General features: G+C 59.0%; 12 protein-coding genes. 3 read left to right on the top strand and 9 right to left on the bottom strand.

Annotation, left to right across the window (positions count from 1 at the left end):
- Positions 1 to 93 precede the first annotated feature (93 nt).
- Complete coding sequence (locus D3791_RS10020; protein WP_172512077.1) at positions 94 to 663, top strand: histidine phosphatase family protein; 570 nt, start codon at positions 94 to 96, stop codon at positions 661 to 663.
- On the opposite strand, the gene D3791_RS10025 is transcribed toward D3791_RS10020, so the two are convergent.
- The 5 genes from D3791_RS10025 to D3791_RS10045 all read right to left on the bottom strand — a co-directional run bounded on the left by D3791_RS10025 (position 660) and on the right by D3791_RS10045 (position 6,670).
- The gene (locus tag D3791_RS10025; protein ID WP_246241994.1) at positions 660 to 1,733 is read right to left on the bottom strand and encodes an alpha/beta hydrolase; all 1,074 of its coding nucleotides are present in this window, start codon (positions 1,731 to 1,733) and stop codon (positions 660 to 662) included. The genes D3791_RS10020 and D3791_RS10025 overlap by 4 nt on opposite strands.
- Before the next feature lie 135 nt (positions 1,734 to 1,868).
- The gene (gene aceB / locus D3791_RS10030) at positions 1,869 to 3,506 is read right to left on the bottom strand and encodes a malate synthase A (protein ID WP_172512078.1); all 1,638 of its coding nucleotides are present in this window, start codon (positions 3,504 to 3,506) and stop codon (positions 1,869 to 1,871) included.
- Between the two features lie 79 nt (positions 3,507 to 3,585).
- Entirely contained in the window at positions 3,586 to 4,899 is a 1,314-nt protein-coding gene (aceA, locus tag D3791_RS10035; RefSeq protein WP_172512079.1) for an isocitrate lyase, read from the bottom strand.
- A gap of 538 nt (positions 4,900 to 5,437) precedes the next feature.
- A complete protein-coding gene (locus D3791_RS10040; protein WP_172512080.1) occupies positions 5,438 to 6,040 on the bottom strand; it encodes a HutD family protein in 603 nt (200 codons plus the stop codon).
- A gap of 9 nt (positions 6,041 to 6,049) precedes the next feature.
- Positions 6,050 to 6,670 (bottom strand): nucleoside/nucleotide kinase family protein, encoded by a 621-nt coding sequence (locus tag D3791_RS10045; RefSeq protein ID WP_172512081.1) that lies wholly within the window; start codon positions 6,668 to 6,670, stop codon positions 6,050 to 6,052.
- 242 nt (positions 6,671 to 6,912) lie between these two features.
- Between D3791_RS10045 and D3791_RS10050 the strand changes: the two genes are divergently transcribed.
- The gene (locus D3791_RS10050; protein WP_172512082.1) at positions 6,913 to 8,376 is read left to right on the top strand and encodes a helix-turn-helix transcriptional regulator; all 1,464 of its coding nucleotides are present in this window, start codon (positions 6,913 to 6,915) and stop codon (positions 8,374 to 8,376) included.
- A gap of 43 nt (positions 8,377 to 8,419) precedes the next feature.
- Here D3791_RS10050 and D3791_RS10055 read toward each other — a convergent pair whose 3' ends face one another.
- The 3 genes from D3791_RS10055 to D3791_RS10065 all read right to left on the bottom strand — a co-directional run bounded on the left by D3791_RS10055 (position 8,420) and on the right by D3791_RS10065 (position 10,542).
- On the bottom strand, positions 8,420 to 9,088 hold the full coding sequence (locus D3791_RS10055) for an alpha/beta hydrolase family protein (RefSeq protein WP_172512083.1): 669 nt from the start codon (positions 9,086 to 9,088) through the stop codon (positions 8,420 to 8,422).
- A 61-nt stretch (positions 9,089 to 9,149) separates the two neighbouring features.
- On the bottom strand, positions 9,150 to 10,061 hold the full coding sequence (locus D3791_RS10060; RefSeq protein ID WP_172512084.1) for a hypothetical protein: 912 nt from the start codon (positions 10,059 to 10,061) through the stop codon (positions 9,150 to 9,152).
- Between the two features lie 64 nt (positions 10,062 to 10,125).
- Entirely contained in the window at positions 10,126 to 10,542 is a 417-nt protein-coding gene (locus D3791_RS10065; RefSeq protein ID WP_172512085.1) for a GNAT family N-acetyltransferase, read from the bottom strand.
- Positions 10,543 to 10,750: 208 nt separating this feature from the next.
- Between D3791_RS10065 and D3791_RS10070 the strand changes: the two genes are divergently transcribed.
- A complete protein-coding gene (locus D3791_RS10070) occupies positions 10,751 to 11,392 on the top strand; it encodes a hypothetical protein (protein ID WP_022875461.1) in 642 nt (213 codons plus the stop codon).
- Positions 11,393 to 11,481: 89 nt separating this feature from the next.
- Here D3791_RS10070 and D3791_RS10075 read toward each other — a convergent pair whose 3' ends face one another.
- Complete coding sequence (locus D3791_RS10075) at positions 11,482 to 14,040, bottom strand: ATP-dependent Clp protease ATP-binding subunit (protein WP_172512086.1); 2,559 nt, start codon at positions 14,038 to 14,040, stop codon at positions 11,482 to 11,484.
- Positions 14,041 to 14,065: the final 25 nt, after the last annotated feature.

Consider the following 14,065-nt stretch of genomic DNA (forward strand, 5'->3'; position numbering starts at 1 on the left):
ACGGTCCTGATGCGCCGAACGTGGCATAGGTCTACCGTGAGCTTAACCACCAGCAGTTGGCCCGGGGCACCTGCGCAGTGGGAGAATGGGCTTATGAAACTAGGATTCGTCCGTCACGGACAGACGCAATGGAATCTCGAAGGCCGGCTGCAGGGCTCCAGCGATATCCCGTTGAATGACACCGGGAGGGCCCAGGCCCGCGAGGCGGTAGAGGTCCTCGGCGCCGGCGGCTGGGATGTCATCGTTTCCTCCCCGCTTTCCCGCGCCCGCGAGACCGCGCAGATCATTGCCGATGGCCTGGGCCTGGAACTCGGCCCCAGCTATGACCTGCTCATCGAGCGCGACTACGCCCAGGGCGAGGGCATGATCGAAGCCGAAGCGCTGGCCCAGTGGCCGGATAAGAACGGCGGCGGAATCGAGCCGCTGGCCTCCGTGGTGGATCGCGGACTGCGCGCCATTGAGCAGATCGCCGCCGACTACCCGGGCAAGAACGTCGCGATCATCTGCCATGGCACGATCATCCGCTACACGCTCTCGCACCTGGCCGGCTACAAGCTGGACACCATCCGCAACGGCTCGGTGGCCATTGTGGGCCAGGACCAGGATGGCGCCTGGCAGCTGGAACTGGTCAACGACGAGGTCCCGGCCAAGATCAGCGGCTAGAAGTCGAGCACTTGGCTGCCCTCGGGCAGCACCGCACGGATGCAGGAGGCCAGCTGCGAATCGCGTTGCCGGGTTTTCAGCGCCGCCAGCCAGGAACCCAGCGAACGATAGGCCTTGGCCCGCACCATTGGGGCGGACAGGAAGATATCGTGCAGCGCTCCGGGCAGGCGCACCACGTGCAATTCGCGTCCCAGATCCAGGCTGCGCTGCGCCACCACCTGCACGTTCAGCGCCACGTCGGCGCGCGTGGCGGTGTCATGCCAGCGGGGCAGCAGGTAGTCCTCGGCCGAGAGCATGACCAAGGTGGGCATCTGCAGGTCCAGCCCCTTTTTCACCTTGGCCTGCGCAGCGAATACCGCGCCGATGAACCCGGCGGTGAGCTTGAAGCCATTGACCGGCCGCCAACCCAGGTCATAGTCCCACTCGCCATTGAACTGGTTGGACACCGTGCGGGTGTAGAACCCCGGATCCACGGTGGGCAGATAACGATGAGGGTTGCGCGTGCTGGCCGCCTGGATGATGCGGGCCAGGGCGGTGCGCCCGATTTCGCTGGCCTGGAATTCGAGCCAGGGGCTGTTCAGCGCCAGCGCATCGACCTTGTTCGGATTGGCCGCCGCATACATGGAGGCGCTGAGCCCGCCGGTGGAGTGGGCGAGCATCACGAACCTGGTGCCTGGGTGGGCGCTTGAAATGATCCGGTGCGCGGCGTCGAATTCCTCGAAGTACTCCTGCAGGTCGGTGGTGAACCCGGGGCTGATCGTCGCGGACAGGCCACTGGCGTGATCGGCGGGCAGGTTGCGGCCGTAATGGCGCAGGTCCAGCGCGTAGAAGTCGGCGCCGGCTTCGCTGAGGAACTCGGCCAGTTCCTTCTGGAAGAAGTAGTCGGACCAGCCGTGCACATAGAGCACCGCGATGCCGCGCAACGGCGGTGCCAGGCGCAGCATCTTGCGCGGACGATGCCGCACCAGGGTCGCGGTCGAGCCATCGGCCAGGGGCAGGGGCCGGTAGGAGAAGCCTTCCCCCAACAGGTCGGGCTGCCAGAGATCTTCGGCGGGACTCTTGAACTTCAATGCCATGGCAACAGCCTAGCCACTGCGCACAAAAAACGGCATCCACCCGCTGGACTGGTTACCAGCGGATGAATGCCGCTTCTCGTGGCCGATCTTTCGGACGACTGGTGACAATCGGCCCGGTCTAGTAGGGGCTTAGCCTGCCATTTCAAGGGTGCGAGCTGGCGCATCCAGGTAACGCAGGTAAGCATTCTTGGTCAGGAAGGTCGGGAAGTCATCACGCAGGGCGCAAGCTTCGAAGATTTCCATCGCTTCCTCGAAACGGTCTCCTTCAAAGCGCTCCATGCGATCCATGGTTTCCTCGGCCAGTTCCTGTACCCAACGACGAGTGATGATTTCACCCTCATCGGTGATGGCGGACTGGTGGATCCACTGCCACAGCTGTGAACGGGAGATCTCAGCGGTAGCTGCATCTTCCATCAGGTTACGCAGGGCCACTGCACCATTGCCGCGCAGCCAGGACTCGATGTAGCGGATGCCGATCTCGATGTTGTCACGGATACCGCGTTCGGTGATCTTGCCGGTTACGCTCTGAATGTTCAGCAAAGCGGTGTCCGAAACCTCAACATCTTCACGGGTACGCTGCAACTGGTTCGGGTTTTCACCCAGCACCTCGTCGTATACCTCACGAGCCACGGATACCAGATCCGGGTGAGCCACCCAGGAACCGTCAAAACCGTCGGCAGCTTCACGAGCCTTGTCCTCACGAACCTTGCTGAAGGCGATCTCATTGATCGATGCATCCTTGCGGCTAGGAACAAAGGCGCTCATTCCGCCGATGGCCGATGCCCCACGACGGTGGCAAGCACGAACCAACTGCTCGGTGTAAGCCCGCATAAACGGTGCACTCATGGTCACGGTGTCACGATCCGGGAAGACAAAACGTGGTCCACGGGAACGGAAATTCTTGATGATCGAGAAGATGTAGTCCCAGCGTCCTGCGTTCAAGCCCGAGGAGTGCTCACGCAACTCGTAGAGGATCTCTTCCATTTCGAAAGCTGCGGTAATGGTTTCAATCAGTACCGTGGCACGAATGGTTCCGCGCTCGATTCCCAACAGATCCTGAGCCATGTTGAACACGTCGTTCCACAAGCGTGCTTCCAGGTGGTTTTCCAGCTTTGGCAGGTAGTAGTACGGGCCTCGGCCGGCTGCCAGCAGACGCTTGGCATTGTGGAAGAAGTGCAGTCCGAAGTCCACCAATGCGCCGGAGATCGGGGTGCCAGCAACCAACAGGTGCTTTTCTGGCAGGTGCCAGCCACGGGGGCGAACCACAATGGTGGGCAGTTCGCTCAGTTCGTAGCTGTTCAGCTTGTACTCACGACCGTCGGGTGCGGTGAAGTCCAGCTCCTGATCCAGAATACGGATCAGGTTAACCTGGTTCTTGATCACGTTCTGCCAGGTCGGGGAGCAAGCATCCTCCATGTCGGCCAGCCATACGCTAGCGCCGGATTTCAGTGCATTGATCGCCATTTTGCGTTCGATCGGACCGGTGATTTCTACTCGGCGATCTTCCAGCCCTGGGGCGATCGGGGCGACCTGCCATGAATCATCTTCGCGAATGCTGCGGGTCTCTTCCAAGAACTTTGGATCACGACCATTGGCGATGCGTGCCCGGTTGACCTGGCGACGCTGCATGAGTTCGGCACGGCGGGATTCAAATGCGCTGTGCAAGGAAGACAAGAAGTCTAGTGCGTCGCTGGTCAGGATCTGCTCCTGGTAGCGAACTGGGGTAGCCGTGATGGTGATGTTGTTGAGGGTGATGGGGGAGTTCATGGCAGCGTCCTTAAAGATTAAAAATGGTGGTGGTGCTAGCCGGCGACACTGCCGGCTAGCACCATCGACCCATCAGGGTCTAATGGAATTGGCCTTCTTCGGTGGATCCCACCAGGGCCAGGGTGGAGGCGTTTGGGTTCAGCGCCGTGGAGATCGCGTCGAAGTAGCCGGTGCCGACTTCACGCTGGTGCTTGGTGGCGGTGTAGCCGGCAGCCTCGGAAGCGAATTCGCGTTCCTGCAGTTCGACGTAGGCGCTCATCCCGTCCTTCGCGTAGCCGGCGGCCAGGTCGAACATCGAGTGGTTCAAGGCGTGGAAGCCGGCCAGGGTGATGAACTGGAAGCTGAAGCCCATGGCACCGAGTTCGCGTTGGAACTTGGCGATGGTTGCGTCGTCCAGGTGCTTCTTCCAGTTGAAGGAAGGCGAGCAGTTGTAGGAGAGCATCTGGTCCGGGAAGTCCTTCTTGACCGCTTCGGCGAACTTGCGGGCCAGCTCCAGGTCAGGGGTGCCGGTCTCCATCCAGATCAGGTCAGAATACGGTGCGTAGGCCTTGGCTCGGGCGATGCACGGTTCGATGCCGTTGGTGACCTTGTAGAAGCCTTCCGGGGTGCGCTCTCCGGTGATGAACTGCTGGTCGCGTTCGTCGACATCCGAGGTGATCAGGGTTGCTGCTTCTGCGTCGGTGCGGGCGATGACCACCGAGGGTGTGCCAGCCACGTCGGCGGCCAGGCGGGCCGCGTTCAGGGTGCGGATATGTTGTTGAGTTGGGATCAGCACCTTGCCGCCGAGGTGGCCGCACTTCTTTTCGCTGGCCAGCTGGTCTTCCCAGTGGACGCCTGAGGCGCCGGCCGCAATCATGGATTTCATCAGCTCGTACGCGTTCAGCGGGCCGCCAAAGCCGGCTTCTGCGTCAGCGACGATCGGGACCATCCAGTCTTCGACGCTCTGGATGCCTTCGGAGAATTCGATCTGGTCGGCACGCTGCAACGCGTTGTTGATGCGGCGGACAACCTGCGGAACCGAGTTGGCCGGGTAGAGCGACTGGTCCGGGTAGGTCTGGCCCGAAAGGTTGGCATCTGCTGCAACCTGCCAGCCTGAGAGGTAGATGGCCCGCAGTCCGGCCTTGACCTGCTGCACTGCCTGGTTGCCGGTCAGTGCGCCCAGTGCGTTGGTGTAGCCGCCGGTCGGGGTTTCCTCGGTGAGCTGCTTCCACAGCTTCTGCGAACCGCGCTTGGCCAGGGTGTGTTCTTCCTGGACTCGTCCCTGCAGCTTCACGACGTCGGCGGCAGTGTAATCACGAGTGACACCGCTCCAGCGAGGGTTGTTCTCCCAGTCGGTTTCGATAGCTGCGATGCGGTTGTCGATCGAGGTTTCGTTGGTGTTCTCGGTAGTCATTGCCTTGGCTCCTTCGCGCAAGTTCCGGGTTCATGTTGATCGCTAGGTGATCGTGTGAACTTCTTCGTGGGAACTACTTTTCCTCAAACGCAAGAGCCGAAATAGAGGTTTTCCAGATTAAGATCTTCACTTCTTCTCGAAAATGAAAGATTTGCGATTCTTGGGCTGAAAGTGAGCCAAAGCGCTAAAAACTGACGTGGGTGAGCAAAATTACGGAGAAGAATTGTGAAAATTTAGCAGTCCCCCCACGATTGCGGGAGCGCGAGCGCGATCGAAGTCTCCAGACGGGCAGGGTGCCGCCCTGATTTGATATGGGAATTAACCGATGGGAAGCAGGGCTTTGGCTACGACAAGGCAGGGCCGCAAGGTTCAAAAGCGTGAAGCGCTGAGTAGCAAGACTTCTAGATGCCCTCAGGTGATGGGTGCATGGAAATGAGCTATTGAGCGTGTAAGTGGGGCGCCTGAAAAAGGAAACTGACTCGAAAAATCTTCGTTTCTTGATTACGGGGACCAGCTGCGTGTTTAGGCCCCTGGCTGGCTAAACCAAGTCGAAGGAAACGACAGCCATGACGCCGCGACCGGAAATGCGAGGTTCCCGGCCATCCGAACCGGCGACGGTATCGCGCACGTTCACGGGCTGCTGGTCTTCACCGAGGAGCAAGGCCGCTGAACCTTGCAGCAGGATGCCGAGCTGGCCATCAAAGAGGTACTGCTCGCGCTTCTTGGACAGCTCGACAATGCGCACGGTAGGGCGGACCTTCTGCGGATCTGCGGCAACATATACGGTGAGCAATTCTTCGGTGGGCTGGCTGGCCTCGACCGGAGCATCGGTGGTGAACTTCAGCGGGCGGAGAGGTTCCAGGCCGTGCTGTTCGCCGTCGACGGTGAGCTCGACAAAATCCCCGGCCACCAAGGTAATGACCTGGGCAGGGAGCGCGGGGGAGAAGGATGCTTCCTTCTCGATGGAGCGAATGGATACCTGCCAAGTTGCTTCGGCTTCGGAACTGCGCTGCAAGGTCCCGTCATCGGCAAGGGTTCCTGCGGCGATGAGCCGGACCTGTCCCAGTTCCCACTGCTTCTTGGCGCTCTTGGACAGCCCAAGGATGGACTCGGGGGCAAAAGTGGCCTGTGCTTCGCTCATGATTCGAGTCTACTTGCCTGCGATCATGCGTAACTGATCCACCAGTTGTGTCGTGGGCACCGATGCATCGAGTACCAGCCAACCATGCAGTTTCGCCAGGCGAAGATATTCAGCTCGTGCTGTCTGAAGGTACTCCAAGGGTTCCTCATCTTCCGCTCTTGCATTGATGCGTTCGAAAGCGAGCAGCGGCTCAACATCGAGAAGAATGACGGTTGTATTTTCGGTGCATTTGCGCGCGAGCCACGGCAGCAGCAAGCCTGGCTTATGGCCTCGGACATGGCGAAGAACAAGCTGGCAATACAGGTGGCGATCCATCACCGTCAGACCCGGGGCGTGCGCTGCGGCCAAGGAATTCCGAACGACATTAAAGATCCGCACGGTCGTCTCGATCAGTTCCTGAAGGACGCGAGGGATGCGGATTCCGGAGTTCAAAGAGAAGTTATTGAGCCAACGCCGGCCAGCAGCATTGGCGAGACTGCGTGCCGGGATCTGCTCATTATGCAATTCCTGCACCAAGGTGGCGATGGCGGTGCTTTTGCCTGCCCCGTCGATACCCATGACAACGAAGGTCCTCGGGGGATCGTGGGCAGAGTTTTTCGCGGAGAGGACTTTTTCTGCGATGGCGGTCATGGTGCTCCTTGGCGTTGGCCGGTTTCCTATTTCAACGAGCAACAGCCGCGCATGATTCCGCTGGCCCGCTGTGCATTCGGTATGAATGGCGCAAACCCGAGACGAATAGAAGAACTGAAAATATTTCACTCTGCGAGGCGCTTGATGTTGGGGTAAAAACATCTTTTAGGGTCGGTTTCTGGAAAAGTTCCTCATTCTTCACCTAGTCTGGGTATGTGACTGCAACCACATGGAACCGCGCAATGAAGCCGGAAAATGGCAATAGCTCCGGCGAAACCCCGGAGATGGATGCCATTGCCCTGGGGCGAAGGATTCGTTTCCTGCGCAAAAGCAAACAGATGACACTCGACGATATTTCGGCCTTGGTCGATACCGCGCCGAGCCAGCTTTCGCTGATTGAAAACGGCAAGCGCGAGCCGAAGCTGTCCCTGCTCAAAGCGTTGGCAGGCGCCTTCGAAGTAGGCGTGGATGACCTGCTGGGCAACGAACCGCCCTCACGCAGAGCAGCCCTGGAAATTGAATTGGAGCGCGCCCAGCGCGGCCCGCTCTACGAGTCGTTGGGACTGCCGACCGTACGCGTGGGCACCCGTCTTCCAATGGACGTGCTCGAGTCCTTGGTAGGACTGCAGCACGAACTCGAACGCCGGTTGAACGAACAGGCGGCTACTCCTGAAGAAGCCCGCCGGGCCAATACCGCCTTGCGCCACGAGATGCGAAGCCGCAACAACTACTACAAAGAGATCGAGCAGGAAGCTTCCAAGGTCCTTTCTGCTGTCGGCCACGATTCAGGACCACTGTCTCATCACCGTGCCGCCGATATCGCTGAACACCTCGGCTTCAGCCTGCGCTTCGTCGGGAACCTGCCGCATTCCACGCGCTCGGTGACCGACCTGAAAAACATGCGCATTTACCTGACGCAGGCCAACCGGACCGAGCATGACCCGCGGTCGGTGCTGTTGCAGGCATTGGGTCATCACGTGCTCGGACATAAGCCGCCGACCGATTACTCTGATTTCCTCTCCCAACGCGTAGCAACAAACTATTTTGCTGCGGCGCTGATGATGCCGGAGAAATCGACCGTCGAATATCTGCGCCGGGCCAAGAGCAACCGGGAGCTGGCCATCGAGGACCTGCGTGATGCCTTCGCCGTGTCCTATGAATCGGCGGCGCACCGCTTCACCAACCTGGCCACCGAGCATTTGGGAATGACCTGCCACTTCCAGAAAGTGCATGAGTCGGGCATTTTGCATAAGGCGTATGAAAATGATCGGGTGAATTTCCCGGCGGATCACACCGGAGCCATCGAAGGGCAGACGATCTGCCGCTATTGGACCAGCCGCGTCGTCTTTGAGCAGATGGACAAATTCCGATCATTTGAGCAGTACACCGATACCGTCAATGGCACCTACTGGTGCACGGCCCGCACCGAGCGGCACTCTTCAGGACTGTACTCGTTGTCCATCGGGGTTCCCTTTGAGCATGTGAAATGGTTCCGCGGCCGCGATACCAAAGAACGGTGCCAGTCCACCTGCCCGGATGAAAACTGCTGCCGCCGTCCGCCAGCGGACCTATCGGATCAGTGGTTTGGCAACGCCTGGCCAGCAACCCGCGCCAATACGCATCTGCTGGCTGCCATGCCTACCGGTGCCTTCCCTGGCGTAGATGAAACCGAGGTTTATAGCTTCTTGCAACGCCAGGAAGACTGAGGCCGCGCAGTTATCCCAGATGCTCAAGCGGGTATGACTGGAACTAGGGCTGGGAACATTGCTTGGCGATAAAACCAGCGGTAGCCTCAGCCAGCCATGCACCGTTTTGCGCCACGGTCCGTTGGGAGCGGGCTACCTTGAAGGAATGGTTGCCGCCTTCAAACCAGGCAAGTTCTGAAGAGCCGTTGAGCTTTGCAACGACAGCTTCCATCTTTTCGGGGTTTGCGAAGGGATCTTTGGTGCCTTCCAAAAACAACATTGGAAGCGTCAACGGGTAGAGGTGCTCATCGCGAAGCTTGTCTTCCTTCTTGGGTGCGTGCAGCGGATAGCCCAGGAAGATCAGCGCCTGCGCAGACATTCCATCGGCGATGGCCAGCGATGCCATGCGTCCGCCAAACGACTTCCCAGCAACAACGATGGGCAGGCCGTCGGCGAGATGTTCTTCTGCCCAAGCGCGAACCTGGTGCCAGACCGCAATCGCCGTGGGTGCCTTGTCCGGGAATTTCTTGCCTGCGTCCATGTAAGGAAAATTGAAGCTCAGGACGCTGATCCCCAGATCCGCGACAGCTTGGGCGTAGCCGGTCATGAAGTCATGATCTTTGCCTGCGCCGGAACCGTGAGCCAGGATCATCATCGCGCTCGCTTGCTCTGCAGGTGACCACAGTGCGCTGAGCTGGGAATCATTAAATGGAATCATCAGTTCTTGCGTCATGGATTCAAGCCTAGAGCGTGTCCTCCATGCTGAGGGAATCGCTGGCGACTATGGGATCTGCTTATTGCATCCATTCTTCGCGTAAGGCGGTGCCTGTATCTTCGCCGTCCCTGGCAATGACGGTCAGCTTTTCAACTTGTTCTCCGACAGCTGCTTTGTCGTTGATCTTGATGATCATGTTTCCTGAGACAAAACTTGATGCTGGCATATCGTAGGTTCCGTCCATCCATGGACCGTCTTTGATCGTGACGACAAGTTCGCCAAATGCAGGCGAGGTTACCTTATCCACGTACGCGTGTGGATCAGAAGGAAGACAGTTGCGGTACACCTCCAACGTCGTGATTTCTGCATGGCACATGGATTCGTAAACATCATTCATGCCCGATAACCATTGTGCGTATTTTTCTTTGGCCCAGGCTTTGCGATCGTTGGGGTCTGCGCCGGTTCGAGCACGGGTGTAGGTTCCTGAATTTTTGCCATCCTCGGTCGCGAAAGTGACGCTCTCCAGCTCAGGCGACTTCTCACCCACGCTCTCGAACATTACGAGGCCCATGACTCTAAGCTCGTCCTCGCGAGTTTGGTAGCTTTCCTGCATCCCATCACGGTTGAAGATCATGCTGTTGTCCAAATAGATCTTCAAAACGCCCTCTTTGGGAGACTCCCACGAGGTCATCAGATTGTAGGGATACAGAAATCCTCGGGTGGATTTGATGCCGGAATTGTCTTTCCACATCTGAATCTTGGAGTCCGCCCACTCCTGTCCAGTCAATGCCGAATCGGTGGGTTCAGTAGACGCCGGTGCGATAGAATTTTCGGCAAGTTCAGTCTCAGGATTTGTGGCTGCGACGGTTGGGTTAGCTGGAGCGCTCGCTGATTTTACCGGCTCTGCAGTCGGCGTAGGGCTTTCGGACGCGCTGCATCCGTTCATCAAAAGGGCCATAACGGACAAGGCAATGAAACTTCGGATGCGCAAAAGTTGCTCCTAGTAGAGTGGTGAATTTTCAGTCTATTAGGGCGTCTGCGCTAAAAGCTATCTATTAGAGAAACCGAGCGAAAATTCTCACGGAGCCATGCTCGAAATCAGATCCCTCGCTCAGGCCCATTGACTCATAAAATGCGCGTTGGCCCGGCTCGTCATCGGTAATGAGCACGAACTGGCGCAGGTGCTCGAATCGTTTTCGGACGGCTGAGAACAGTTCTCGTCCTGCTCCAGTGCGCTGGGCTTGCGGGTGGACGAGGATGTCTTGAAGGTAGCAAATGGTCGCGTCATCAGATATTGCGCGGGCCAATCCAATGAGCTGGTGGTCATCGTAGTAGGCATAAACAAGGAAATCCGAGTTGGCGTGCGCTCTGGCCAAAACGTCAGGTTGGTCGGTATAGGCGCTCCAGCCAACCGAATCGTAGAGGGCGATGATCTGTTCATGGGTGGGGACTTTTGTCGTGGATATTTCCATTGTTCAATTGCTCCCTGCATGTCCATGAATTTGCTTCAGGCTAACATGGCTGAGCCATCACGTTTGCGGAGCGTCGTAATTTGCTTGGACTAATTCATACCCGGGTCGGAGGCTTTGCCGTTGGCATCCTGAAAGACTGAACGGATGAATTTCATCCCGCTGTTGCCCTCGCACACTCCTGTGTCATCTCTTGAAAGACCCCTCTGAGATGGAAGAGGTGGCTGTTGAGAGCGACGGGATCCTTGAACTGCAAGACAACAAGGTGAGCCGGAAACAGCTGGCTTGGGGCTTCTTGCTTCTTGCTGTCGCGGCGATTTTCGGTCTGGGCGCTGGCTGGCTGTGGGCATGGTTAGACCAGCTATCGCCTTCTGGACAGGTGGTCTTTTTCATCGTCTCGGGATGGCCGATGGTATTTTGCGGATTCCTGATCAGCGGCCTGTCAGCCGTTGCAGGCCTGCTGTGTCTTGTGCCCAAGATGATCACCCGGATCGGGCGAAAAGGCGTTCGTGTATCGGTGCGGATTCTTGTACACCTGGGCGTTACTGCGGCATCGTTGGTCTGGCTCGGATTTTGGCTGATCTCGGGGCTGAATGCACTCATGTCCGACTACCACAAGATCAACGCGGAGACCGGCGAGAGCGTTGTAGTTTCCAAACCGGGTTTCGACCCGGCCGATTTCGTTGTTTATGCCCCGAAGTCGCCCTTCGTTTATCAAAGGGTCGACGGGATTAGCGGTCATTCAGAATCTAGGCTTTTCGTATCAGATCATTGCACTCTTGAGCGACAGGATACTGCCTTGACTTTAACCTGTGGAACTGACGTGGTGACGTTACCGAATCAGACCAATTAACTATCGGTTGGCATTCTCTGCATGCACAAGGGGCTTGACCCACCGAAGCAAAAGCTTCGGTGGGTCAAGCCCCTTGAGTCTATTTCGACTTAGTTATCGAAGTAGCTAGGCACGTGCTCACTCTGCGCTGGCGGGGTAGGCACATCAACCTTCTTGCGCACTACCAGCTTGTCCTGTGCGTAGTCCACCAAGACGGTGTCACCGGCAGTCAGCGAATCGTCGATCAGCAGATCGGCAATGGCATCCTGCACCTTGCGCTGCACCAACCGGCGCAACGGACGGGCGCCGAACTCTGGATCGTAGCCCTCGGAAGCCAGCCAATCTACGGCAGCTTCGCTGACTTCCAGATCCAGTTCCTGATCTGCCAAGTGCTTCTGCGTATCGGCGATGACCAGCTTGACGATCTGGCCGATCTCCGACTGCGAAAGCTTGGAGAAGAGCAGAACCTCATCCAGACGGTTCAGGAACTCGGGACGCATGAACTCGCGCACCTTGCTCATCACCTTGGCGCGGATCTCTCCGGCCTCGCTGGTGGCCTTGGCCGAGGTGAAACCGAAGTTTCCGGCCTTGTTGGCCAGGTACTCGCCACCGAGGTTGCTGGTCATCAGGATCAGCGTGTTCGAGAAGTCCACGGTGCGCCCGGCCGAGTCGGTCAAGCGTCCGTCATCCAGCACCTGCAACAGCACGTTGAATACATCCGGGTGGGCCTTTTCGATCTCATCAAGCAGGATCACCGAGTACGGGTTGCGGCGGACCTTCTCGGTCAGCTGGCCCGGCTCGTCGTGGCCGACGTATCCCGGAGGGGCACCGATCAGACGGGCAACGGTGTGCTTCTCGCCGTATTCGCTCATATCGACTCGCACCAGCGAGTCGGCCGAACCGAACAGGTTGGTAGCCAGGGCCTTGGCCAGCTCGGTCTTGCCGACGCCGGTTGGGCCCAGGAAGAGGAACGAACCGATCGGACGACCTGCAGGGGACAGGCCGGTGCGGTTGCGTCGCACGGCGCGAGCCACTGCGGAGACGGCATCCTTCTGGCCGATCACCGAAGCGTGCAAGGACTCTTCGAGGGTCGCCAGACGTGACTTGTCATCGCCCGTGATCCGGGAAGTTGGGATACCGGTGGAGCGGGAGATGACCTCAGAGATCTGGGCTTCATCCACCACACGGGTGATTCCTGCGTCACCGGCTTCCTCTGCAGCATTGATCCGTGAGGTCAGCTCGGCGATGTGGTCGCGCCAGGCGCTGGCATCCTCGAAGCGTTCCTCGCCGATGGCGCGGGACTTCTCGCGTTCGGCCTCCACCAGATCGGCGCGCAGTGACTGCACGTCCTCGGTATCGCCGGCGGCGATGGAGCGCCGGGCACCAGCGATGTCGATCAGGTCGATAGCCTTGTCAGGCAGCTGGCGGTCGGTGAGGTACCGTGCCGAGAGTGCCACCGCGGCCTTGAGGGCTGCCGGGGTGTACTGCACCTGGTGGTGGTCCTCGTAGGATTCGCGCAGGCCCTCCAAGATGGCCAAGCTGACTTCCTGGGAAGGCTCGTCCACCATGACTTTGCCGAAGCGGCGGGCCAGGGCGCTGTCCTTCTCCACCTTGCGGAACTCGTCCAGCGTGGTGGCACCGATCAGATGCAGCTCGCCGCGAGCCAAGCGGGGCTTGAGGATGTTGGCGGCATCCATATTCCCGGACTCGCCGGAACCGGCGCCAACCAACAGGTGCATCTCGTCGATGAACACCAGAACCTGGCCCTCGGAGTCGGCAATCTCTTCGAGCAGGCCGGTCAGGCGTTGTTCGAAATCGCCGCGGTAGCGGGTGCCGGCCAGCATGCCGGGCAGGTCGATGGAGATCAACCGGGAACCGCGGATCTGTTCCGGGACCTGGTCATCGACGATTGCCCGTGCCAGTCCTTCGGCGATCGCGGTCTTGCCCACGCCGGCCTCGCCGATTAGCACCGGGTTGTTCTTGGTGCGACGAGCCAGGATCTCAACTACCTGATCCAGTTCGTCGTCGCGGCCGATCACCGGATCGATCTGTCCGTCAGCTGCCAGCGCGGTCAGGTCGGTTCCGTAGCGTTCGAGCATGGAGGCATCGGATTCGTCCTGCCCCTGGTCCTGTCCGCCATTCTGGGCGCGCTGGGCCTGTTCCATTGCGGCCTGCTGCAGGGACTGGCCGGTGATTCCGTGCTGTGCCAGCAGGTGGCTGACGGGGGATTCCGGATTGAAGACGAAGGCCAGGAACAGGTGGTCCGGGTCGATGTAGGTCGAACCGTAGTTGCGCGCCACCTGGTAGGCGTCAAAGAGGCTGCGCTGGGCAGCGGAGGATAGCCGAGTTGGCTTTTCTCCGTTGTCCTGGCTCTTTGGCATATGAGCGATGGCGTCTTTGCTGAGCGCCTCGATGTCGATGCCCATGGCGGTGAGGTGCTCGCCGATGGGTTCTGTGCGGATCAGCGCGGCAAGCAGGTGCAGTGAGTCGATTTCGTCGTGACCGTGCTCGTGCGAGATCGCTGCTGCGGTAGCTACTGCCTCGTGGGTACGCGTGGAAAGCAGGCGGGTGATGTCGATTGGACGTGCTGCCTGGGCTCGCGAAGAGAGGAAACGAGAGAGGAATTCCTCAAACGAGCCGTCTGATGGTGCACCAAAAAATGCTGGCAAGTGAGCCTCCTAGTAGAAACTTGAG

Origin of the sequence: Glutamicibacter mishrai (assembly GCF_012221945.1) — a bacterium.
In the GTDB taxonomy this organism is placed as follows: Bacteria; Actinomycetota; Actinomycetes; order Actinomycetales; family Micrococcaceae; genus Glutamicibacter; species Glutamicibacter mishrai.

Bases quoted from the DNA above. Each gene is read 5' to 3' on its own strand.
- D3791_RS10065 (WP_172512085.1), bottom strand. From the start codon at position 10,542: ATGGAAATATCCACGACAAAAGTCCCCACCCATGAACAGATCATCGCC.
- D3791_RS10070 (WP_022875461.1), top strand. From the start codon at position 10,751: ATGGAAGAGGTGGCTGTTGAGAGCGACGGGATCCTTGAACTGCAAGAC.
- D3791_RS10055 (WP_172512083.1), bottom strand. From the start codon at position 9,088: ATGACGCAAGAACTGATGATTCCATTTAATGATTCCCAGCTCAGCGCA.
- aceA (WP_172512079.1), bottom strand. From the start codon at position 4,899: ATGACTACCGAGAACACCAACGAAACCTCGATCGACAACCGCATCGCA.
- D3791_RS10040 (WP_172512080.1), bottom strand. From the start codon at position 6,040: ATGAGCGAAGCACAGGCCACTTTTGCCCCCGAGTCCATCCTTGGGCTG.
- D3791_RS10020 (WP_172512077.1), top strand. From the start codon at position 94: ATGAAACTAGGATTCGTCCGTCACGGACAGACGCAATGGAATCTCGAA.
- D3791_RS10050 (WP_172512082.1), top strand. From the start codon at position 6,913: ATGAAGCCGGAAAATGGCAATAGCTCCGGCGAAACCCCGGAGATGGAT.
- D3791_RS10045 (WP_172512081.1), bottom strand. From the start codon at position 6,670: ATGACCGCCATCGCAGAAAAAGTCCTCTCCGCGAAAAACTCTGCCCAC.
- aceB (WP_172512078.1), bottom strand. From the start codon at position 3,506: ATGAACTCCCCCATCACCCTCAACAACATCACCATCACGGCTACCCCA.